18 protein-coding genes are annotated in these 22,544 nt (G+C 70.8%); 9 read left to right on the forward strand and 9 right to left on the reverse strand.

All coding sequences use genetic code 11. The features are described from left to right. The first annotated feature begins 25 nt into the window (after nt 1-25). The 3 genes from H9622_RS05990 (at nt 26) to H9622_RS06000 (ending at nt 4,672) form a co-directional block, all read left to right on the forward strand. Nucleotides 26-448, forward strand: coding sequence for a fluoride efflux transporter FluC (locus H9622_RS05990; protein ID WP_191765160.1), 423 nt, complete (start codon nt 26-28; stop codon nt 446-448). Next, entirely contained in the window at nt 445-840 is a 396-nt protein-coding gene (locus tag H9622_RS05995) for a fluoride efflux transporter FluC (RefSeq protein WP_191765162.1), read from the forward strand. The genes H9622_RS05990 and H9622_RS05995 overlap by 4 nt, the downstream gene beginning before the upstream one ends. A 115-nt stretch (nt 841-955) precedes the next feature. Beyond that, nucleotides 956-4,672 carry an efflux RND transporter permease subunit gene (locus H9622_RS06000; RefSeq protein ID WP_191765164.1) on the forward strand — a complete coding sequence of 1,239 codons (3,717 nt, stop codon included), beginning with the start codon at nt 956-958 and terminating at the stop codon, nt 4,670-4,672. A 34-nt stretch (nt 4,673-4,706) separates the two neighbouring features. Here H9622_RS06000 and H9622_RS06005 read toward each other — a convergent pair whose 3' ends face one another. Together H9622_RS06005 and H9622_RS06010 are read right to left on the reverse strand one after the other, a co-directional pair. Further along, on the reverse strand, nt 4,707-5,786 hold the full coding sequence (locus H9622_RS06005) for a DUF998 domain-containing protein (protein WP_191765166.1): 1,080 nt from the start codon (nt 5,784-5,786) through the stop codon (nt 4,707-4,709). 81 nt (nt 5,787-5,867) lie between these two features. Beyond that, nucleotides 5,868-6,503: an antibiotic biosynthesis monooxygenase gene (locus H9622_RS06010; protein ID WP_191765168.1), complete on the reverse strand. Its 636-nt coding sequence runs from the start codon at nt 6,501-6,503 to the stop codon at nt 5,868-5,870. Nucleotides 6,504-6,539: 36 nt separating this feature from the next. Between H9622_RS06010 and H9622_RS06015 the strand changes: the two genes are divergently transcribed. Both H9622_RS06015 and H9622_RS06020 read left to right on the forward strand, forming a co-directional pair. Then, nucleotides 6,540-6,944: a resolvase gene (locus H9622_RS06015; RefSeq protein ID WP_318247043.1), complete on the forward strand. Its 405-nt coding sequence runs from the start codon at nt 6,540-6,542 to the stop codon at nt 6,942-6,944. A 675-nt stretch (nt 6,945-7,619) separates the two neighbouring features. Next, nucleotides 7,620-9,743 (forward strand): DEAD/DEAH box helicase, encoded by a 2,124-nt coding sequence (locus H9622_RS06020; protein WP_191765170.1) that lies wholly within the window; start codon nt 7,620-7,622, stop codon nt 9,741-9,743. 64 nt (nt 9,744-9,807) lie between these two features. Here the strand turns inward: H9622_RS06020 and H9622_RS06025 are convergent, their stop codons facing one another. Next, nucleotides 9,808-10,473, reverse strand: a complete 666-nt coding sequence (locus tag H9622_RS06025) for a TetR/AcrR family transcriptional regulator (RefSeq protein WP_191765172.1) — start codon at nt 10,471-10,473, stop codon at nt 9,808-9,810. A 77-nt stretch (nt 10,474-10,550) separates the two neighbouring features. On the opposite strand from H9622_RS06025, the gene H9622_RS06030 reads away from it, so the two are divergent. Then, the gene (locus tag H9622_RS06030) at nt 10,551-11,462 is read left to right on the forward strand and encodes an alpha/beta fold hydrolase (protein ID WP_191765174.1); all 912 of its coding nucleotides are present in this window, start codon (nt 10,551-10,553) and stop codon (nt 11,460-11,462) included. 5 nt (nt 11,463-11,467) lie between these two features. On the opposite strand, the gene H9622_RS06035 is transcribed toward H9622_RS06030, so the two are convergent. Further along, nucleotides 11,468-13,597 (reverse strand): intein-containing Rv2578c family radical SAM protein, encoded by a 2,130-nt coding sequence (locus H9622_RS06035; RefSeq protein ID WP_191765176.1) that lies wholly within the window; start codon nt 13,595-13,597, stop codon nt 11,468-11,470. A gap of 118 nt (nt 13,598-13,715) precedes the next feature. Between H9622_RS06035 and H9622_RS16090 the strand changes: the two genes are divergently transcribed. Further along, a complete protein-coding gene (locus H9622_RS16090) occupies nt 13,716-15,023 on the forward strand; it encodes a M15 family metallopeptidase (protein ID WP_318247044.1) in 1,308 nt (435 codons plus the stop codon). A gap of 218 nt (nt 15,024-15,241) precedes the next feature. Then, nucleotides 15,242-16,405: an acyl-CoA dehydrogenase family protein gene (locus H9622_RS06045; RefSeq protein WP_191765180.1), complete on the forward strand. Its 1,164-nt coding sequence runs from the start codon at nt 15,242-15,244 to the stop codon at nt 16,403-16,405. 310 nt (nt 16,406-16,715) lie between these two features. Here H9622_RS06045 and H9622_RS06050 read toward each other — a convergent pair whose 3' ends face one another. From H9622_RS06050 to H9622_RS06070, 5 genes are all read right to left on the reverse strand, one after another. Next, nucleotides 16,716-17,564 (reverse strand): energy-coupling factor transporter transmembrane component T, encoded by an 849-nt coding sequence (locus H9622_RS06050; protein WP_191765182.1) that lies wholly within the window; start codon nt 17,562-17,564, stop codon nt 16,716-16,718. Then, nucleotides 17,561-19,435 (reverse strand): ABC transporter ATP-binding protein, encoded by a 1,875-nt coding sequence (locus H9622_RS06055; RefSeq protein ID WP_191765184.1) that lies wholly within the window; start codon nt 19,433-19,435, stop codon nt 17,561-17,563. Before H9622_RS06055 ends, H9622_RS06050 begins: the two co-directional genes overlap by 4 nt. A 70-nt stretch (nt 19,436-19,505) precedes the next feature. Next, nucleotides 19,506-20,057: an ECF transporter S component gene (locus H9622_RS06060; RefSeq protein ID WP_191765186.1), complete on the reverse strand. Its 552-nt coding sequence runs from the start codon at nt 20,055-20,057 to the stop codon at nt 19,506-19,508. A 42-nt stretch (nt 20,058-20,099) separates the two neighbouring features. Continuing rightward, nucleotides 20,100-21,104: a pirin family protein gene (locus H9622_RS06065; RefSeq protein ID WP_191765188.1), complete on the reverse strand. Its 1,005-nt coding sequence runs from the start codon at nt 21,102-21,104 to the stop codon at nt 20,100-20,102. Nucleotides 21,105-21,114: 10 nt separating this feature from the next. Then, nucleotides 21,115-21,435, reverse strand: a complete 321-nt coding sequence (locus H9622_RS06070) for a GNAT family N-acetyltransferase (protein WP_191765190.1) — start codon at nt 21,433-21,435, stop codon at nt 21,115-21,117. Nucleotides 21,436-21,608: 173 nt separating this feature from the next. On the opposite strand from H9622_RS06070, the gene H9622_RS06075 reads away from it, so the two are divergent. Further along, the gene (locus tag H9622_RS06075; RefSeq protein ID WP_191765192.1) at nt 21,609-22,484 is read left to right on the forward strand and encodes an SGNH/GDSL hydrolase family protein; all 876 of its coding nucleotides are present in this window, start codon (nt 21,609-21,611) and stop codon (nt 22,482-22,484) included. The last annotated feature ends 60 nt before the right edge of the window (nt 22,485-22,544 follow it).

The following is a 22,544-nucleotide window of genomic DNA, read 5'->3' on the forward strand; positions in this document are numbered from 1 at the left end:
GGCTGATCGCCGCTAGCGTGTGAGGATGACCTCGCGCCGGCAGCCCGTCGACCTGCGCACTCTCGGCTACGTCGTGGTCGGCGGTGCGCTGGGGGTGTTCGCTCGGGCGGTCCTGCTGGCCCCGGTCGACGACGCCGCGGCCGTCCCGTGGCTGACGCTCGCGGTCAACGTCGTCGGGTCGTTCCTGCTCGGGGTGGTGGTCGGCGTGCTCGCCGAGCGGCATCCGCATGCCCGCCCCTTCCTGGGCACAGGGGTGCTCGGCGGATTCACCACCTACAGCGCGCTCGCCGTGCAGACCGCCGGGTGGCTGGCCGCGCCGTGGGCGGCGCTGGCGCTGGCCGCGGCATCCGTCCTCCTCGGCGCACTCGCCGCCTTCGCCGGACTCCTCGCGGGCCGTGGGCTGGCCGGACGCCCGGCCGCCGTCCCCGAGCCGGGGGAAGCCGAATGAGCCGCTGGCTGGAGCTGCTGGTCGTCGCCGTCGCCGGAGGGGCGGGGGCGGGCCTGCGCTACGTGCTCGACCGCGTGATCGGCACCCGCGGGCGAGGCGGGTTCCCGCTCGGGATCCTGGTGGTCAACATCACGGGCTCGCTCGCACTCGGCCTGCTGACCGGGCTCGGCACGCTCGTCGCGCCGCAGCTCGCGGTGGTGCTCGGCACCGGACTGCTGGGTGGGTACACGACCTTCAGCGCCGTCTCCGTGGACTCCGTGCTGCTGGCCGAACGAGGGCGGTGGCGGGATGCCGCGGCCGACCTCTTCGGCACGCTCGTCCTGTGCGTCGCCGCGGCCGCCGCGGGTGTCGGCGCGGGGCTGTGGATCGCCGCCGCCGCGGGCGCCGTTTGACGGCGGATGCTCAGGCCGCGGGCTCGGACGCGGGTGAGATACTTGATCCGATACATTCCCGTATCCGTCACGTTCCGGCGCGCATCGTCGCGTCCCCATTCCCGCGAAGGCATCCGTGTCGAATCTCGCCGTCCTCAGTCTCAAGAACCGTGCCCTGATCGCACTGATCACGATCGTCGCCGCGATCTTCGGCAGCCTCGCGCTCGTGAACCTCAAGCAGGAGCTCATCCCCTCGATCGAGTTCCCGGGGCTGATCGTCGTCTCGTCCTACCCCGGTGCATCGCCCGAGGTCGTCGCGACCGACGTCTCCAGCCCGATCGAGACCGCCATCCAGGGTGTCCCGGGGCTCGAGGCCAGCACGGCGACGAGCACGACGAACGCGTCGGTGATCCAGGCGTCGTTCTCGTACGGCACCGACCTTGCGACCGCCGAGCAGAAGATGACGCAGGCGATCAACCGCATCAAGGGCCAGCTGCCCGAGGGCGTCGAGCCGAATGTGCTGAGCGCGAGCATCGACGACTTCCCGGTGATCGCCCTCGCGGTGAGCGGGTTCGACGACGCCGAGTCGATCCAGGCCCAGCTCGAGGCGTCGATCGTGCCCGAGCTCGAAGACGTCGCCGGCGTCAACGCCGCCCAGGTCGTGGGCGGCGTGGGCGAGCGCGTCACCATCACGCCCGACGCGGCCGCGCTCGCCGAGGCGGGCTTCAGCCAGCAGGCGATCCGCGACGCCCTCGAGCAGAACGGCGTGCTCTTCCCCGGCGGCGAGATCACCGAGGACGGCGAGACGCTCACCGTGCAGACCGGCTCGAAGATCACCACGGTCGACGAGATCGCCGCGCTGCCGCTCGTGCCGGCGAACGCAGAGCAGATCGCGGCAGGCGTGACGACGATCGGCGGAGTCGCCGCCGTTGCGCAGGAGCAGGATCCGATCACGAGCATCTCGCGCGTGGACGGCGAGCCGGCGCTGACGATCGCCGTCACCAAGCTGCCCGCTGCCAACACCGTCGATGTCTCGCGTGGCGTGCTCGCCGTGCTGCCCGAGCTCGAGGAGACCCTCGGCGGCGCGGAGTTCACGGTCGTCTTCGATCAGGCCCCCTACATCCAGGAATCCATCGACACGCTCGCGAAGGAGGGCCTGCTCGGCCTCGTCTTCGCCGTGCTGGTGATCTTCGTGTTCCTGCTCTCGGTGCGGTCGACGCTGGTCGCGGCGATCTCGATCCCGACGAGCGTGCTCATCACCTTCGTCGGCATCCAGGCGTTCGGGTACTCGCTCAACATCCTGACGCTCGGCGCCCTCACGATCGCGATCGGACGCGTTGTGGACGACTCGATCGTCGTCATCGAGAACATCAAGCGCCACTACGTCGGCGACGCCGACAAGGGCGACGCGATCCGCCGCGCGGTGCGCGAGGTCGCCGCGGCGATCACCGCGTCGACCATCACGACGGTCGCCGTGTTCGTGCCGATCGCGTTCGTCGGCGACGTCACCGGCGAGCTGTTCCGGCCGTTCGCCCTGACCGTGACGATCGCGATGACGGCCTCGCTGCTGGTCGCCCTGACGATCGTGCCCGTGCTGGCGTACTGGTTCCTCAAGCCCGGCAAGCCGATCCTCGACGAGCAGGGCGCGGCGATCGACCCCGAGGACCCTGCCGCGCCGCCGAGCCGACTGCAGAAGTCGTACCTGCCGATCCTGCGCTGGACGCTCAAGCACTCGTGGGTGACGCTGCTCCTCGCCGTGCTCGTGCTCGTGGGCACAGCGGCGGCCGCGCCGTTCATGAAGACGAACTTCCTCGGCGACTCCGGCCAGAACACCTTCACGATGACGCAGGACATCGGCCCCGCTCCGAGCCTCGACGCCGAGAGCGCCGCGGCCGCGGAGGTCGAAGAGGTGCTCCTCGGCATCGACGGCATCGAGACCGTGCAGGTGTCGATCGGCTCGAGCGGCTCGGCGCTGCGCGACGCGTTCGCGGGCGGCGGCACCGGCATCACGTACTCGATCACGACCGACCCTGCCGTCGACCAGGTCGCGCTGCGCCAGGAGGTGCAGGAAGCCGTCGCCGACCTCGAGGACGCCGGCCAGATCACCGTCTCGACCGCGCAGGGCGGCTTCGGATCGAACGACATCGAGATCGATGTCACGGCGCCCGACTCCGAGACGCTCACCGAGGCGGCGGACGCCGTCGTCGCGGCCGTCGAGGGCGAGGATGGCGTCGGGCAGGTCTCGAGCAACCTCGCCGCGTCGCTGCCGTACATCGCCGTGACCGTCGACCGCGACGCCGCGGCGGAGCTCGGCCTGTCGGAGGTCGCCGTCGGCGCGCTCGTGTCGAACACGATGCAGCCGCAGCGCATCGGCACCGTCGAGATCGACGACACGGCGCTCACGGTCTACCTCGCGGCCTCGGCGACCCCCGCCTCGCTCGAGGAGCTGCGGCAGCTCACGGTACCGAGCGCGCGCGGCCCGATCCCGCTCGAGCAGGTCGCGACCGTCGAGGAGAGCGTCGGCCCCACGTCGATCACGACCCAGCGCGGCCAGCGCACTGCGACCGTCACCGTGACGCCGTCCACGGACGACCTCGCGACGGCGTCAGCGAGCGTGACGCTCGCGCTCGAGGACGCCGATCTTCCCGCGTCGGCCGACGCGTCGCTCGGGGGCGTGGTCACGCAGCAGCAGGACGCCTTCTCGCAGCTCGGCCTCGCCCTGCTCGCCGCGATCCTGATCGTCTACATCGTGATGGTCGCGACGTTCAAGTCGCTCCGCCAGCCGCTGCTGCTGCTGATCTCGGTGCCGTTCGCGGCCACCGGCGCGATCCTGCTCCAGATCATCACGGGCGTGCCGCTCGGCGTCGCCTCGCTCATCGGTGTGCTGATGCTGATCGGCATCGTCGTGACGAACGCCATCGTGCTCGTCGACCTCGTGAACCAGTACCGCGAGAAGGGCCTCTCGGCCCACGATGCGACGGTCGCGGGCGGGTCGCGCCGTCTGCGGCCGATCCTCATGACGGCCCTCGCGACGATCTTCGCGCTGACCCCCATGGCCATGGGAATCACGGGTCAGGGCGGGTTCATCTCGCAGCCGCTCGCCATCGTCGTGATCGGTGGCCTGGTGTCGTCGACCGTGCTCACGCTGCTCGTGCTGCCCACGCTCTACAACCTCGTCGAGGGCGCCAAGGAGCGCCGCCTCGCCCGCCGTCGCGGTGACGGGGAGAGTGTCGCGTCGACCGGGTCGTCGACGGGCGGAGCGGATGCCGCGAGCCCCGCGCTCGTCGGAGCACCCGCGGGCGCTGCGGCGATGACGCGCCGCGAGCGGCGTGCGCTGGCCGTCGGCGCTGCGGCCCCGGTGGTCGTGGCGGAGGAGCCCGTCGCTGACGAGGAGTCCGAGGCAGCGGAGGCGACGTCTGCAGAGGCCGAGCCCGCGGTCGAGACCGAGCCCGTCGGCGATACCGTGCCCGCGGTCGAGACCGAGCCCGTGGTCGAGACCGAGCCCGTGGAGGACGATGGCGCAGAGGTCGACGCGCCTGTCGCCGAGGAGGAGCCGGTCGGCGAGACCGGGGGGCCGGCAGCTGACACCGAGGAGGAATCGGCTGCGGACGCGGACTCCGACACCGAGGCGGTCCCGGCTGCGGACGCGTACTCCGACATCGAGAGCGGATCGGATGCCGCATCCGACGACGCCGAGCCGGTGGCCGAGCCCGTAGAGGACGGCAGGCAGCCCGAGGCCGATTCGGTCGAGACCACGGAGAACGCCGAGCACCCCGCCGACGGACACCCCGCCGACGGGCACTCCGAGGACGGGCACTCCGAGGACGACGCCGACCAGCACCGCGAGGAGTGACCCGGGGCGCCACCCGGTGCGGGTGGCGCCGGGATCAGTCGCGTTGGCCGGCGACGCCGAGGAAGCGGATGAAGACGGCGATCCATCCGAAGATCAGCGCGAACACGATGATCTCGAACGCGGTCAGCGAGAAGTAGCCCACTGCGGGCACGAACAGGATCACCGACAGCAGCGTCGCCCCGAGGAATGCCCACGACGAGACGAAGTAGGTGCGCGGCATCCCTCTCAGCAGAATCGGCCCGCTGATGAGCAGCACCAGGAACATCGCCGCCATGCCCGAGGCTGACAGGTTGTGGAGGGCGAGGTTCACGTCGACGGGGAAGATGCCGACGCACGCGAGCATCACGCCCATCACGACGAACAGCGCCGGCACGACCTTCGCCCCGTGGGGGTGGGTGAGAACGCCCGCTTCGGTGAGGGCGCTCATGTCGTTGGCGATGTAGACCGCGAACGTCGTCACGAGCAGTCCGCCGGCGATGAGCGTGCCGTTGAAGACCCAGCTCGACAGGTTGTCGAAGGTTCCGAGCTGGCTGAAGTGCACCATCCACCACTGCGGGTCCGGTGTGGTCACCATCGCGGTGAGCGTTCCGATCACGATGAACGCCATGAGCAGCGACGACATGCGCTGCGTCGTCATGCGCGACACCGACAAGTACGCGATGTACGCCGTCAGGCCGAGGGTGACCGTCATGAGCACGACGGCCCAGAACACGATGACCGGCAGCCCGATGAACCCGAGGGCGAGCACACGGTACAGCGCGTACGTCGCGAGGAATGCGAGCACCGTGTGCACGATCACGACCGAGATCGTGTTGACCGTGAACTTCCACGAGGGCAGGGTGCGTCGCCACTCCTGACCCGGCTGATTGCGCGTGCGCCAGTATCCGGCGGCCGAGACGACCGCGGCGACGACCGCTGACCCGCCGGCCGCCCAGAGCGCGAACGGATCGTCGTCCGCGAGGCTGAGCGAGGGGGCGACGAGCGCCACGACGAGGCCGTAGAGCGCGCCGAGGCCGCCGGCGCCGAGGGCGAGGTAGACCGCCTCGGACTCGGTGCGCCGAGTGGGGACCGGACCGGGGCCGTCGACTGCGGCCGCCGTACGTGGCGAGGTCATGGCGTCAGTGTAGGACGGCGGGATGCCGCGTCGTCGCTACGCGCGCGGGGGATGTCGCGAGGCGGTGCCGGTCGCGGAGTGTCAGCCGGCGCGGTGCAGCCACGGGCGCAGCAGGCGCGTGACCCAGGGCAGCACGAGGTAGGTCATGATCGGCGTCAGCAGCAGGGTCGCGAGGAGGACGCGTGCGACGAGAGGCCAGTCGCCGAAGCCGGGGACGAAGCCGAGCAGCCACGAGGCGAGCAGGTTCGTGGGGAAGAAGCCGAGCCAGATGGCGACGGCCTGCTTCCACCGGGGCGGTGCTGCGGGGATCGGCTGCTGGATCGGGCCGGTCGCGGCTGCGGCATCCGATCGCTGTCCCGATTCAGGGCGCTCGACGTGAGTCGCGAAGGAAGCATCGAACCAGCCCTCGATGCCGGTGCGGCGCTCGACGCGGACCTCACTCGCGAATGCGCGGCCCGAGTCGAGCCACCACTCGCGCTGGGGCGACTGCTCCCACGCTTCGAGGGTCGGGATGTCGCGGAAGCGGTAGAGCATGTACCAGAGGTCGCTCCCCTCGCCGGCCCTGACCCAGCCCGAGCCGAGGAACCCCGCGAAACCGGTCGCGAGATCTGTGCCGGCCTGCATCCAGCTGGTCGCCTCGACGGCGCGGGACGGGTCGATCCGGCGTTCGATCGCGACGGTGATGGGGTGGGCCGCGGATTCTGCCATGTCGTCCATTCCACACGATCGGCGGACACCGTCGCGGCGGCCTGGGTGAACAGGGAGTCCTCGGCGGGGTGCGTGCACGCGGCGAGCACGCGCGGCAGCACGATCAGCCACGCGCCGACCGACGCGAACCCGAAGAACTCGAAGCAGGCGAGGGTGATGACACCGGACGTGAGCAGGACCATTCCCGAGGCGAGCAGGGCGACGCAGCCGCTCGAGGCCACGCGGAACACGCGGGTGAAGCCGGGGATGCCGAGGCTCCACGCCACGATGGCGAGGAGCGAGAGGCCGAGGCCGGCCGCGGCGAGGTCGTGCAGCTCGGTGCTGACGGTGAGGGGGATGAGGCCGACGACCGTGAGGTGCAGGCCGGCCGAGATCACCGCCGTGCGGAAGGCCCGCGACACCACGCGGTGGGTGGACCGGGGGAGGACGGTGACGACGACGACGCCGTAGGTGGCGAGCAGGAAGCCGGCGATGATCGCGGTGGAGTTGAAGACGTGGGCGGAGAAGTCGTCGAACGTGCCGAGCTGCGAGAAGTGCAGCTGCCACCACAGCGGATCGCGGGTGGTGAGCACGGCGACGAGCACGCCGGCGACGAGCGCGGTGATCGCACCACGGCTGAAGTGGTGCGCGCTATGCGGCGGGTGCTCCCGTGCGGAGAGCACCCCGGCGGTCGGTATGGCGCTTGAGCGCTCGGGCGGTGCGAGGAGGGTCAACGTACTCACGTTCTCTATGTGCGCCGATACTCCGAACACGCCGACCCCCCAAGCCGTACGCCTCGGAGATCGTCGCGCTAACGCGGACTTGATCCCCAGATCGCGAATGAACCGCTGGGCATATGATAACGCCCTGTACATGAGAACCTGCAAGGTGTGTGGTTTTACCACCGGCGAGTTCTCAGACGCGTCCGATATTCTCGACGGGTCGGCTCTGGACACCGCGCAGTGCGCGCGGATGGGTTTGTGAGTCCAAGGGGCCGATGGTGGAGACGATTCCGTCTCGACGACCATCAATCGAATGGCCCCCGGCCGACGACAGTCCGGGTTACTCCACGCCGCCAGAGCGGCATCGCACGCGTGCGATCTTCAGGAGCGCTGTTCTCACGGAACAACCCAGAAGGACACCACCATGCCCAAGAGCAAGAAGCCGGCAGGCGGCCGCCCCGCCAAGAACTTCGAGCCGCGCTACGGGGCCAAGACGAGCTTCCAGGACCGCAAGCGTCGCCCGGGTGACGCCTCCGCCGGCAAGCCCGGCAGCAAGAGCCCGAGCCATCGGGGCTATCGCCCCGAGGAGTCGACGGATGCTGCGCCCAAGCGCCGCTGGTCTGCCCAGGAGCGCGCGGGCCGCGACCAGGCACGCGGCATCCGCACCCACTCGGGCGCCGGTCGTGACGACCGCGCTCGCCGCGACGACCGTCCGGCCCGTTCGTTCGATGACCGGCCGAAGCGTTCGTTCGACGACCGGCCGAAGCGTTCGTTCGAGGACCGGCCGAAGCGTTCGTTCGACGACCGGCCGAAGCGTTCGTTCGAGGACCGTCCGCCCCGTTCGAACGACGACCGTCCGCATCGCGATGACCGCAGCGGACGCCCCGCCTACCTCGACCGCGTCGACCGCGATGACCGCCGCTCGTTCGGCGACGCCCGCCCGTCGTACCGCCGTGACGACCGTCCGGCTCGCTCGTACGATGACCGTCCGCGCCGTGATGACCGTCCGGCCCGCTCGTACGATGACCGCCCGCGCCGTGACGACCGTCCGGCCCGTTCGTTCGAGGACCGGCCGAAGCGCGCCTACGACGACCGTCCGGCCCGTTCGTTCGAGGACCGGCCGAAGCGCGCCTACGATGACCGTCCGGCCCGTTCGTTCGAGGACCGGCCGAAGCGCGCCTACGACGACCGTCCGCGCCGTGACGACCGTCCGGCTCGCTCGTACGACGACCGTCCGCGTCGCGATGCCCGTCCGGCTCGGTCGGATTGGAATGCGCCCGCCCGCACGGCCGCGCACGAAGCGCACGTCGACGTCGTGCACGAGCGCCTGCAGGCCGAGGCCGTGCAGGCCGGCGAGGTCGCCGATGTGACGTTCACAGACCTGGGTCTCGGCGACAACATCGTCCGCACGCTCGCCGACCTCGGTGCGGCGACGCCGTTCCCGATCCAGGCCGCCACGATCACGCCGATCCTCGAGGGCAAGGACGTGCTCGCGCGCGGCCGCACCGGCTCGGGCAAGACGATCGCGTTCGGCGCTCCGCTCGTCGAGAGCGTCCTGCGCTCGCAGGCGGGTCAGCGTCGTGAGTTCGGCCGCGCGCCGAAGGCGCTCATCCTCGCCCCCACGCGCGAGCTCGCGCTGCAGATCGACCGCACGATCCAGCCGATCGCCCGCAGCGTCGGCCTCTTCACCACGCAGATCTACGGCGGTGTGCCGCAGGGTCGCCAGGTCGGTGCGCTCAAGAAGGGCGTGGACATCATCATCGGCACCCCGGGGCGCATCGAGGACCTCGTGAATCAGGGCAAGCTCGACCTGTCGGAGATCCGCATCGCGGTGCTCGACGAGGCCGACCACATGTGCGAGCTGGGCTTCCTCGAGCCGGTTCAGCGCATCCTGCGTCATACGGCCGACGGCAGCCAGAAGCTGCTCTTCTCGGCGACGCTCGACCGAGAGGTCGCGGCGCTGGTCGACGAGTTCCTCGTCGAGCCTGCCGTCTACGAAGTGGCGGGCGAGGATCAGGACTCCGGCACCATCGATCACCGCGTGCTGGTCATCGAGCACCGCGACAAGGCCGAGATCCTCGAGTCGCTCGTCGAGCGCGAGGGCAAGACCCTCGTCTTCGCCCGGACGCGCGCGTACGCCGAGATGCTCGCCGAGCAGTTCGACGACGCGGGCATCCGCGCGCTCGCCCTGCACGGCGACCTCAATCAGGCCAAGCGCACGCGCAACCTGGAGCGACTGACGTCGGGCCGGGTGCAGGTGCTGGTCGCCACGGACGTCGCGGCACGCGGCATCCATGTCGACGACATCGACCTCGTGGTGCAGGCCGACGCTCCCGACGAGTACAAGACGTACCTGCACCGCTCGGGCCGCACCGGCCGTGCCGGGCGCTCGGGCACCGTCGTCACGCTGATCACCCGTCAGCGCCGTCGCCGCATGACGGAGCTCCTCGACCGCGCTGAGATCGACGCGCCCTTCGATGAGGTGCGCCCCGGCGATGACCTGATCGAAGAGCTGAGCGGTCGCCAGCTGTCGAACGTCGACGCGTAGCAGCACTGCCGCAAAGGCCCGATCCCCGCAACGGGGTCGGGCCTTTTGCCTGCTCGGGCGCGGGTCAGGCGCCGGCGGGCACGCGCCCGATCTGCGCGATCACCTCGGGGTCGCCGTCCAGCGCGAGCAGGCGCGTGCGCAGAGCGGTTGCGGCACGGTCGTAGGGCTCGGTGCTGCCGTGCAGCAGTGAACGCGTGTTGGCTGCCTCGAGGAATGAGACCGCCTCGAAAGTGAGCTGCCGTGCGTCGTCGAGCCCGGGCAGTTCGCCCGCATCCATCGCGCGCTGGATCGAGAGTGCGAGGTAGTCCTCCCACTCCATCGACGCGGCGACGACCGCGTCCCGGATCGGCCCCGGCTTGGCGTCGTACTCGACCGAGGTCGCCGCGAAGAAGCAGCCGCCGCGGAACACGCGATCGTCCGAGTAGGCCAGCCACGCCCGGATGAGCGCGCAGACCCGCGTCAGTCCGTGCGCGGACTCGGCACGTGCCGGCGTCACGACGCGTTCGATGAAGATCTCTCGCGCGGCGGCGACCGTGGCGAGCTGCAGCTGCTCCTTCGAGCCGAAGAGCGTCGCGACCCCGCTCTTGCTGTGGCCCGCGGCATCCGCGAGTCGTCCGATGGTGAGACCTTCGAGCCCCTCGACCGATGCGGTGTCGATCGCGTGCGCGAGGATGACGCGCCGCGACTCGTCGCCCCGCACTCGTCGTCCGTCACGTTGCTCTTGCGCCATATCCCCAGGTTACCGTACGATCGTTCGTATTCATACGTACGACCGTTCGTATATCTCCTCCTTCGATCGGAGCAATCGTGAATCTGGCACTCTCCGCGGCCGGCGCTGTTGTGCGCACGGCCGGCGCTCTCACGCCCGAACTCGGCGCGGCCGTCGCGCTGCCCTTCTTCGCTCGCATCGCCCGCGCCCGCCCGGTCGGCGCTGGTGCGCAGGACACCATGTGGGCCGCCCGTCGATCGACCGTCCGTATCCCGGGACTCACGCGGCGCGGAGTGGACGTGGTGGTGTACGAGTGGGGCGTCGGCGACGACGTCGTGGTGCTCGCCCATGGCTGGGACGGCAGGGCGAGCCAGTTCGCCGTGCTGGTGCGCGACCTCGTCGCCGAGGGGTACCGCGTCGTGGCGTTCGATGCTCCGGCGCACGGCGACACGGTCGCGCGCGGAAGCTACCTGATCGACTGGCTCGACATCCTCGAGGCGATCCAGCGTCGCTTCGGCCGGCTGCACAGCGTCGTCGGCCACTCGTTCGGCGGTCTGGCCACGCTCGTGGCCGCCGCCGATGGGCTGACTGTCGACCGGGTGGTGACCGTGGCGGCCCCGGCGGATGCCGACCTGTTGCTGCGGCAGTTCCAGGCGATGCTGCGCTTCGACGACCGCACCGCCGCCGCACTGCGCGCGCGGTTCGCCGAACACTACTTCCCGGGGGAGCGCGACCCGTTCGCGCGGCTGTCCCCGGTGCGCCGACCTCTGCCCCGTGGAGTGCGGATGCTCGCCCTCCACGACGAGGGCGACCGCGTCGTGCCGTTCGGCGAGCTCTCGCGGATCGCCGGCGCCAACCCCGCAGCCGAGGTCATCGAGACGCGCGGTCTCGGCCACAACCGCATCCTCGAATCTGACATGTTCCTCGACGCCGTGCTGAAGTTCGTCGCCGACCCGATGCCGGCGCCCGTGGCGGTGCCTGCCCAGGCGGAGGCCGCGGCCCAGATTTAACGTCCCTAGAACAGTCGCGGCTCGGCGACGGCCGCCGCAGATGCCCGCCCGCGTGAGGTCGTGATGATCCCCGACGCCCGGGCGTCGGCGCGTGCGGCGAGCCCGGAGACGGGGGTGCCCCGCGGGTGGTCGTCCTCGGCGCGACCGTCGAGCCCGTGCACCCGCAGCAGGGGGCGCACGCGCTTCGCGAGCCAGGCGCGATACGCCTTCGGAGCATTGGCGGACGCGCCCGGGTACAGCCCGAGATACGACGACACGAGTTCGGGATGCTGCTGCTCCAGCCACTGCATGAACCACTGCTTCGCGCCCGGCCTCAGGTGGAGCGCGCCGTAGACCACGCGCGTCGCTCCGGCCGCTTTGATGCGGGTGAGGGCGTCGTCGATCGCCGCGATCGAGTCGGTGAGGTGCGGGATGATCGGCATCAGGAAGACCGTCACGTGGAAGCCCGTCTCGGTCGCGGCGCGCACGGTCTCGAGTCGCGCGGCAGCGGTCGGCGTGCCCGGCTCGATGAGGTGCTGGAGGGCTTCGTCGAAGATCGCGATCGACATGGCGATCGATACCCGGACGGATGCCGCGGCCTCGCGCAGCAAGGGCAGGTCACGGCGCAGGAGCGTGCCTTTTGTGAGGATCGAGAACGGGGTGCCCGACTCGGTCAGCGCGCTCACGATGCCGGGCATCAGCTTGTAGCGGCCTTCGGCGCGCTGGTACGGGTCGGTGTTGGTGCCGAGCATCACCGGCTCATGCGCCCACGAGCCGCGGCGCAGCTCCCTCTCGAGCACCTCGGCGACGTTGATCTTGACGATGACCTGACTGTCGAAGTCGCGGCCTGCGTCAAGCTCGAGGTACTCGTGCGTGCCGCGAGCGAAGCAGTTGTGGCTCACGACGCCGTTGGCGATGAAGTCCCCGGTCGACGTCGTGATGTCGACCATGTCGATCGTCTCGCCTACGTCCTCGATCGACACGATCCGCAGTGGGGCATCCGACTTCACGGCAGCCCCGAGAAGGGCGAGCTTTCGCGTGATCGCCGGCTGGACGAGTTCGAAGAATCGCCGGCGCTCGGCGAGGCCGCCGCGGAGCCGCACGGACGTGACGCCGTTCGGTCGGATGGGCTCGATCGCGACGTCGAAGTCGTAGGCGACCAGCGCGTTGTGGATCGCCGCTATCATCTGGGGATCCTTGTTCGAGATGCGCAGAATCCCCCGGCTGCAACTCCCCTCCGCATCGAAGACGCCCGCCAGGAAGCCGCGGTGCCAGTCCGGCGACGGGTCTTGCGGCCACGACACCAGAGACGTGATGGCCTCATAGTCAGCGGCGCGCGACGTGAAGATCGCGTCCATCGCTCGACGGTTCGCGGTGGCTTCGGCGAAGACGCGGGTATTCGTCTTCACGCCGCTCACCGCGAGGTAGCGGCGCGATCGGTCCAGAGCCTCCGTGTCGGCGAGTGCCAATCGGAATCGGTGGGCGATATACGTTCCGCGCCCGTTGGCCCGCGGATACTCGCGCTTGAGCATCATGGCATCGCCGCGGATCATCCCGGTCAGATAGCCCGTGCGATACGCCGGGGACTCGGCGTGGTCGATGGCCGTCGGGCCTATGCCGAAACCCAGCAGCTTGTTGTTCGTCGTCAGGAACGGCCGCTGAGGCGAGCCGCTCGGCGCGGGCCGCACATACTTCCAGCCGCGCTCCGTCAGGAATCGGTGGTCGGCGCTCGCGATCAGCTCGGTGCCGTCCGCGAGCCGCACGCGGTGAGCGCGCTTCCGTGTGGACCACTTCGCAGAGACGGTCGCGGCGGTGTATCGCCGGTACGAGCCTTCTCGCTCGGTCCCGACGACCATGTCGCCGACCGCGACGTCGCGCAGCGCTTTGCTTCGGCCGTCTGCCATCAGGATCATCGTGGACGGATCCAGGCAGTACACACACGCATGACTGCAGCCGCGGTAGGGGTTGACCGTCCAGTCGAACGGCATCGCCGACGCGCCGGGAACGTGGTTGAGCGCGGTCTTGCAGAGCACCTCGTGGAACGTCACCCCGGCGAACTCGGGTGTGGTCACCGATTGGACGAGGCCTTTCAGGTGCTCGAGGCCGGGCAGGGCCGCGGCATCCGCTATTCCCAGTTCCTGACCCTGCCACCTCATGCCTCAATGGGAACAGATGTTCGAGAGTATGTCAACAGCGCGCACTGCGTGATCGAACACCGCACGATCGCACTCGCGCCTCCCCCTGCCGGGCGCCGACTCGGGTGAGAATGGCATGGTGACGGCGCCCGGTTCGTCCGACTCCCCGGTTTCTCGTCGTGCCGCCAGAGAGCAGCGCGAAGAGGCTGCTCGGCGCGCCCGCCGGACGGCGTCCGACGGACTCGCGGGATCCGTCCCTCCCGACGACGAGTACGCGCCGCCCGTCGCGCCCGCGCCGGAAGCCAGCCCCTTCCTCTTGCCCGCCGAGTTCCGCGCGGCGGTCGCCCAGCATGCCGCGCCGGCCACGCGCGCGGCGTCGCCCTCGCGCGTCACGGCTCAGCCCGGGCCGCTCCGCCGCAGTCGGCGGACCGAGCCGATGGTGCGGGAGAGCGCTCGGCGAGCGGCGCGGGCCGAGCGGCTGCTGACCGCCGACGACGCCGAGGCTCCCCCGCCGCGGCATGTCCGTCCGCGGTTCGCGCGCAGCGGGGTCGCGCTGCTCATCGCGGTGGGCGGCGCCCTGCTGCTTGGGTCGACCGCAGCTGTGACGGCGCTCGTCTCGGGCGGCACGCCGGGTGTCGCAGCCCAGGCGCAGCTGCTCTCCGACGCGCCGCAGTCCGTGACGTCGCTTCCGGTGCCCGTCGTGAAGCAGATGCAGGTCGCCGCCGACATCTGCGGCGTGCCCGAGGTCATGAGCGCCCTCGAGGCACACGACGACGCCGCCGCGATCACGGCGGCGGGCGGCGCCGAGGCGTTCCGCTCGGCGGTCGCCGAGGGACGGGCGCGGTGCGTCGACCTCGGCGATCCGACGCGCGTGTGGGTCGTCGTGAACAAGGCGCGTCCGTACTCCCCGGTCGACTATCGCCCGACCGGGCTCGTCATGCCCGACGGTGTGCGGAGCATCGAAGGCGGCGCGCTGCGGTCGGACGCGGCGTCCGCTCTCGCCGCCATGGTCACTGCAGCACGCGAAGCCGGCGTCGGCGAGATCGCGCTCGAGAGCGGCTTCCGCTCGTACTCGACGCAGCAGGGAAGCTACGGTCGCCAGGTCGATCAGCGGGGCCAGGACGGCGCAGATCTGGTGAGCGCGCGGCCGGGGCACAGCGAGCACCAGTCGGGCCTCGCCGGCGACGTCGTCGCCTGTGCGGGCGGCTGTGGCACGCTCGACGATCTGGCGGCGACGGCGCAGGGTGCCTGGATCGTCGACCACGCGTGGGAGCACGGCTGGATCGTGCGCTACGTCGCGGGCGCGACCGGCGTCACCGGATACTCACCGGAGCCGTGGCACCTGCGGTACATCGGCCCTGAGCTCTCGCGGGCGTACCACGACGGCGGATGGACGTCGCTCGAAGAGTTCTTCGGGCTCGACCCGGCCCCCGGCTACGTCGGCTGAATCGCGTTCGAGCCCGGTCGCGTGCACGCTGAAACGGCCGGTCCGGGCCGGTTTGAGGCATCCCACAAACAGCGGTACCCAGTTTCACGATCCTTAGGACGCGATCTCACAGGCGGCCCGATCTCACCGCGCATGACCTTTATGATCGAGTCGAGCCACGGGCGAGCGGCACGACCGCGCGCCGACGACATGCTCGAAGACGAGAGGAAGGCGCACATATGGAGCGCAACATCTACGACGAGGACCACGACGCGTTCCGCGACGTCGTCAAGGAGTTCATCAAGCGCTACGCGTCCGACGAGAAGCGCAAGCAGTGGGACGCCGCGGGCGAGATCGACCGCGAGACCATGCTCGCCGCGGGCCAGTCCGGCATCATCGGTCTGTCCGTTCCCGAGGAGTTCGGCGGTGCGGGCATGCTGCAGGACTTCCGCTTCCGCTCGATCGTGCTCGAGGAGACGATCGGCGCGGGCCTCGGGTCGCTCGCCGGTGCGCTGGGCATCCAGGACGACCTCGCGATCCCCTACATCGTGCACATGGGCACCCAGGAGCAGAAGGAGAAGTGGCTCCCCGGCATGGCGACCGGCGAGATCCTCGGCGCCCTCGCGATGACCGAGCCCGGCGCGGGCAGCGACCTGCGCGGCATCAAGACCACCGCCAAGAAGGTCGACGGCGGCTACATCGTCAACGGCGCCAAGACGTTCATCTCGTCGGGCAAGACGGCCGACATCGTCGTGACGTTCGTCAAGACCGGCGAGGGTAACCGTCCCGACGCGTTCAGCCTCCTCATCCTCGAGGACGGCATGGAGGGCTTCGACCACAGCAAGAAGCTCGAGAAGATGGGCTTCCACGGCTGGGACACCGCCGAGCTCTCGTTCAGCGACGTGTTCGTGCCCGAAGCCAACCTCATCGGGGGCAAGGAGGGCCTCGGCTTCATCCAGCTCATGATGAACCTGCCCCTCGAGCGCCTGTCGATCGGCGTCGCGGCCGCTGCTGCCGGCGAGGCCGCCTTCAACTGGACGCGCGAGTACGTGCTCAGCCGCGAGGCCTTCGGCCAGCCGATCGCCGACTTCCAGAACACGCGCTTCAAGCTCGCCGACATGGCGACGACCGTCGACGTGATGTGGGCGTACAACGACCGCGCGATGATGCTCTACAAGGACCAGAAGCTCACGGCCGAGGAGGCCGCGAAGGTCAAGTTCTGGTCGACGGACCGCGAGTGGGAGCTGCTCGACATCGGCGTGCAGCTGCACGGAGGGTACGGCTACATCACCGAGTACCCGATCGCCCGCGCGTTCCTCGACGCCCGCGTGCACCGCATCTACGGCGGCACGAACGAGATCATGCGCGACCTCGTGTCGCGCCAGATCGTCGGCAAGCGCTGACCGCACACTGACGACGACGCGGTTCCGGATGCCGCGGCCCGCCCTCCTTGTGAGGGATCGGGCCGCGGCATCCGTCGTCTCACCGTTCGCGCTGCCGCTTGCTGCACATGCCATCGATCACCACGAGAGCGAGTGCAGGGAACGACAGCGCGAGCGAGCTGCGGTTCGTCGCGCGCGCCGGCCGGCGGTGCCTGGGTCGTCCCGGCTGGTCCGGGCTGCACTCCCGGATGCTCACCTGTCCCGAAGTGCTGCTTCGCTCGGCACTTCGTGACAGGTGAGCCGGTCAGGGATGGGATGCCCGGGCTCGGCGCTAGGCGAGGCCCCAGGGGAACAGGGCCCAGAACAGGGCCGCCGAGACCGCCCAGAAGAGCACGACGAACACGACGTCGCGGGTGCGAAACGGCACCAGGTGACGCTCGGTGCGGTCGGGGTGCGCGCCGAATGCGCGCGCGTCCATCGCCAGAGCGACTCGCTCGGCGTGCCGGATGGCGCCGGCCATGAGCGGCACGATGTACCCGAACCACCGGGCGATCGCGGCGAACGGCCCCCGGCCGCCGTGGGCGCCGCGCACGCGGTGCGCCTGCCGGATGACGTCGAGCTCGTATCCGAACCGCGGCACGAACCGGAACGCCGCGAGGGCCGTGTAGCCGATGCGGTACGGCACGCGCAGCTGCTGCACCGAGGCCCGCACGAAGTCGGGACCGGTCGTCGACAGCCCGACGGGAAGGGTCAGCGCCACGATCGCCGCGATGCGCAGGCCGGTCGCGAGGCCGACCTCGAGCGCTCCGCCGTACAGGGTCCATGACCCGATCTGCCAGATGACGACGGACTGGTCGACCCGCGCGGCATCCGCCCACACCGAGAAGCCGAGGCCGACGACCGCCGCGGCCGCGGGCAGCGCCACGAGGATGGCCGCGAGGCGTCCGCTGAACGTCACGCCGATCAGCAGGATCGCGTAGCTGAGAGCGAGGAAGGCGAGCGGGGTCGCGGCATCCCGCACGAACACCAGCAGCACCATCGCTGGCAGCGGCGCGGCGATCTTCGCCAGGGGGTTGAGGCCGTACAGGAACCGCGCGGGCGAGGCGGTGGGGCGCTCCGCGTACGGGTCGACGCGGTCGCGAAGCGACTGCGTGGCCGAGAGGGGGCCGGTCGCGCTCATGCCGCGCCTCCCCTCGCTGCGGGAAGGTCGGCGAGGCGGGCGAGGCCGGTGAGTTCGGGATGCCGCTCCAGTCCGAGCAGCGCTCGCTGCAGCGGCGGCAGGCGAAGCCCCGCGCCCTCGATCAGCTCGGCGTCGGCGAACACGTCGGCGGTGGGGCCCGCGGCACGCACGCGTCCGTCGGCGAGGACCACAGTGCGGTGGGCGTACTCCGTCACGAGCTGCATGTCGTGGGTCACGACGACGATCGTCGTGCCCTCGACGTTGAGCTCGCGGAGCAGCGCGAGCAGTTCGTCGGCGCGGGCACGATCCTGTCCGAACGTCGGTTCGTCGAGCACGAGGACGGGCGCGCCGGCGACGAGGGCCGTGCCCACCGACAGGCGCCGCTTCTGACCGCCCGACAGCAGGAACGGGTGCGTGTCGGCCTTGCCCTCGAGTCCGAAGCGCACGAGCAGCTCCATCGTGCGGCGGCGCACGTCGTCGTCGGCGAGGTGCTGGCGGCGCAGACCATGTGCGACCTCGTCGAAGACGGTGTGCGCGATGAACTGGTGCTCGGGGTTCTGGAACACGAATCCGATGCGGGCCGACAGGGTGCGCGCGTCGGCTCGGCCCACGTCGACGCCGCCGACGCGCACCGTCCCTTTCGGGGGCGGGACCACGCCCGCGAGCGCCTGGATCAGGCTCGTCTTGCCGGCCCCGTTCGCGCCGACGACCGCGACGAACTCGCCCGCCGCGATGTCGAGGTCGATCCCGTGCAGCACCTCGGTGCGCCCGCGGCGGAGGGTGAGGCCGCGCACCGAGATGAGCGGGGTGGAGGCGGAGGGGTCCGTCGTAGCGTTCGCAGGACCGGTGTGCGGATCGGGGGCGTTTCGCCGCGGATCAGCCCTGTCGGCGGGGTCGGTCCTGCGAACGTTACGCGCGGCGGCAGCCGGGGCGTCGGCGGGGTCCAGGGCATCCGGGTCCGCGGAGTCAGGTGCATCGGCGGCATCGAGGCCCGCCCGCAGTTCTTCGGGCGTCAGCGGCAAGGGGTCGAGCGCGTAGCCCGCCCGGCGCAGCCTCAGCGCCGCGAGCGCCGACACGGGCAGCCACACGCCCATCGCGTGCAGCTCCTCGGCGCGCCCGCGCAGCACATCATCGACACTCCCGTCCGCCGCGACCCGTCCGTCGAGATCGAGGACGACCACGCGGTCGACGAAGCCGACGGCGGCGTCGAGGTTGTGCTCCACCAGCAGGATCGCGCGGTCCCCGGCGGCGACGAGGTCGGCGAGGGTAGTGTAGACCTCCTCGATGCCCTGCGGGTCGAGGTTGGCGGTCGGCTCATCGAGCACGAGCAGCGGCGAGCCCATCGCCAGCGCGCAGGCGATCGCCAGTCGTTGCCGACCTCCGCCCGAGAGCAGGTCGGGGTTGTCGCCGCGTCGCTCCCACAGCCCGACGCGGCGCAGCGCGGCCTCGGCCCGGGCGAGGACGTCGGCCACCGGCATCCGCAGATTCTCCGGGCCGAAGGCCACCTCGTCGAGGAGCGTGCCGGTCACCAGCTGCGCGTCGGGGTCCTGGAACACCATCGCGACGTGCGTACTCAGTTCGGCGACGGGCGTCGCCGCGGTGTCGAGGCCGGCGACCTCGATCGATCCGCCGATGTCGGCAGGCACGGCGTGGGGGATCAGCCCGTTGAGCGCGAGCGTGAGTGTGGACTTGCCCGAACCGCTGGGGCCGAGCAGGAGCACGACCTCCCCGGCGGTGATGTCGAAGGTGACGGATGCCGGCACCGCCGACTTCTCACCGTCATACGTCACCGCGAGATCGCGGACCCGCACGAGGGGGACGCCGGAACCCGCCGCGAGCGCGGCGGAAGGGTCGCGCTGTGGTGCGGTCACGGGGCTTCCTGGAGAAGTGGACTAAGTGTCTCCTAACTTAGCCGACCCTAACCGAGTGCGTGCCGGTCGCTCAGCGCGTGCGAGGTCGCGCCACGCCCGCTCGGCGCAGCGCGCGCCCGACGCCCAGGCCGACGGCGGTCCAGCCGACGGGCCCGAGCACCGACAGCACGAGGTACAGGATCTGCGCCCACAGCGGCATCGCGCCGAGGTGGGCGGCGAAGAAGACCGCGAGCGCGACCACGACGCCGATCACGAGGGCCGAGACGAAGAAGCGCCACGGCGCCCACGAGCGATAGCGCACGAGCGCTGCGACGAGCTCTTGGATGCCGCCGAAGAGGATCGCGGTGCCGATGTACTGCCCGGCGTAGATCGGGGCGATCGCGATGCCGACGAGCGCCGCCACGCCGTGCGTGATCAGCGCGACCCACGGCAGGCGCAGCGCCTCCTGGGCGATGATGCCGGGAAGGACGTGCACGCCGAGCACGAAGCCGTAGACGATCGGCAGGGCCGCCAGGACGGGGATGGTGATCCACCCGGCGATGCCGCCGAGGACGCCTGTCGCGACGCCGATGGCGGCGCAGGTGAGCAGAACGCTCGTCGAGAGTCGGGTGTCGGCGGCCACCTGCCCAGCGTACTGTCCGCCGGCCCGGCCCCCGCCCGGCGGTCAGACCCGACGGCGCCGTCGGGTCAGTCGCACCGCGGGCAGCGGCGGGGCCGGGATGCGCTCGTCGCCGTGGTCCACGACGTGCCCGAAGCGCTCGCCGCCCGCCTCCCATGCCTCGCGGGCCTCGACGATCTCCTCGTGCGTGCGGCCGACGAAGTTCCACCACATGACGATGTCGTCCTCGAACGGCTCACCGCCGAGGAGGAACAGTGTGGCACCGCCCGCGCTCGACACGTCGACGTGGTCGCGACGGAGTCCGAGGTACAGCAGGTGCGCGTCGTCGAGGCCGACGTCGCCCTCCGTCTCGGTGTGCACGGCGAGGTCGCCCTCGACGCCGACGAGTGCATGCTCCCAATCCGGCCTGAGCGGCAGGCGCAGGCGCGATCCCGGCGGCACGCGCACCTCGGCGCCGACGATCGGGGTGTAGGTCGTCGCGGGCGACGCCACGCCGGCGAACTCGCCAAGCACGACGGCGGCCGCACCGTCGGCGCCGGACTCGGCGGCGAGGACGACCTCGGGGAGGACGCTGTGCTGCTCGAACGCCGGTGCGCCGTGGCGGCGGGACTCGGGGAGCGCGACCCAGAGCTGCAAGGCATCCAGCGGGGCGGCATCCTCCCCCTTCGAATACTCGGAGTGCGAGATCCCTGCACCGCTCGTCATGAGGTTGAGCGCGCCGCGGCGCACCATCACGTCGCTGCCGATCGAGTCGCGGTGGCGCACGTCGCCCTGGAACGGCCACGTCACCGTCTGCAGCCCGATGTGCGGGTGCGGTTCGACGCGCATGCGCGTCACCTGCGGACCGAAGCGATCGAGGAAGCACCATGCTCCGACGAGGGGCAGGTCGCGCTGCGGAAGCGCCCGCCGCACGGACATCGCCCGCACCCCGCCCAGCGGCACCTCGCGGGCCTCGAGCAGCAGGGCCCGTGGTCCGTCGCCGCCGGATGCCGGTTCCTGTGCCTGACCGACGGCAGTGGTCACCGCTTCGTCGGCGTCGAGCCTCGTCATGGCCTGCGGGTCATTCCGGGTGCGGCTGCGAGGGCCACTCGATCTTCAGACCGGGGACGTCGTTCTCGTGCAGGTACTTCGCGACGACGGGGCAGTGGGGCACCACCGTCTCACCGCGTGCAGCGGAGTCCGTCATCGCCGCGGCGACGACCGCCTGCGCGAGCCCGCGACCGCGGAACGCGGGGTCGACCTCGGTGTGCGGGTAGAGGTAGCGGCCCCGGCGGTCCACGCGGAACTGCGTGAATCCCGCGAGAACATCGCCGACGTGGACTTCGTAGCGGGAGTCTTCGTCGTTGCGGACAACGGTGATCTCGTCAGTGGAGGCGGGCATCGGCATCCTTTCGTCGTCTGTCTCAACGTAGGCGCCGGAGCGGGTGTTCCGCCAGCGCGCACCAGACCCCTGGCGCGGGACGTGCCGCAGGTCTATCGTCAGCCTCGTCCGCACTGCGCGGGCAGTTCCTTGGGGGAATCGCTCGATCCGTTCCGACGATTCAAAGGGGAATCATGAAACGACGGTCTCTCGCCGCGCTCGCGGCACTCGCCCTCAGCGCCGCCGCGCTGTTCGGCGCCTCGCCGGCGGCGCTCGCGGCCCCCGACGGCGCACCCTACGTCGCCCTGGGCGACTCGATCGCTGCGGGTACCGGCAACAAGCCCTACAGCGACCCCACATGCCTCCGCTCGAAGAAGGCATACCCCGAGGTCGTCGCCGCGCAGCTGGGCGTGCCGGTCGTGTCGGCCGCCTGCGCCGGCGCCACGACGGAGGGCGTGCTGCAACAGGTCGCCCTGCTGGACGCCGCTGGAGCACTCGGCGCCGACACCCGCCTCGTCACGATCACGGTCGGGGCCAACGACGTCGGCTGGCAGCAGGTGCTCCTCGCCTGCAGCAACGCCGGCACGCCGGCGGCTTGCCAGGCCGCCGGCGGTCAGATGATGCTGGCCATCGCGAACCTCGGACCGAAGCTCGACGCCGTGCATCAGGCGGTGCGCGCAGCCGCGCCGCAGGCACTGATCGCGTTCGCCGACTATCCGGTTCTGTTCGGGGAGTTCACCGGCACGTGCAGCATCGGCAACTACGACGGGACGCCGGTCAAGGTCACTGCGGCGCAGGCGGCCGCCGCGAACGCCGCTCTTATCGAGCTGATCCTCAAGATCCAGGAGACGGTGTACGACATGCCCCCGGCAGGGGACTCGAACGTCGGCTTCGTCGAGGTGGCGGAGGGAATGTACGCACACGGCCTGTGCGGCACCGGCGACCGGTGGATCAGCGGCTTCGTCCGGGGGGAGCCCGTCTTCGCGCGCAGCCTGCACCCGAACAGCGCGGGACAGCAGGCGTACGGCGAGATCGTCGCGTCGGCGTTGTACTGGGTCTTCCCCGAATAGCCGAGCATCTCGGGAGCGGATGCCGAGGGCTACGGCATCCGCTCTCCTCCCGAGCCCGGC

It is taken from the genome of Microbacterium gallinarum, from assembly GCF_014837165.1.
Classification (GTDB): Bacteria; Actinomycetota; Actinomycetes; order Actinomycetales; family Microbacteriaceae; genus Microbacterium; species Microbacterium gallinarum.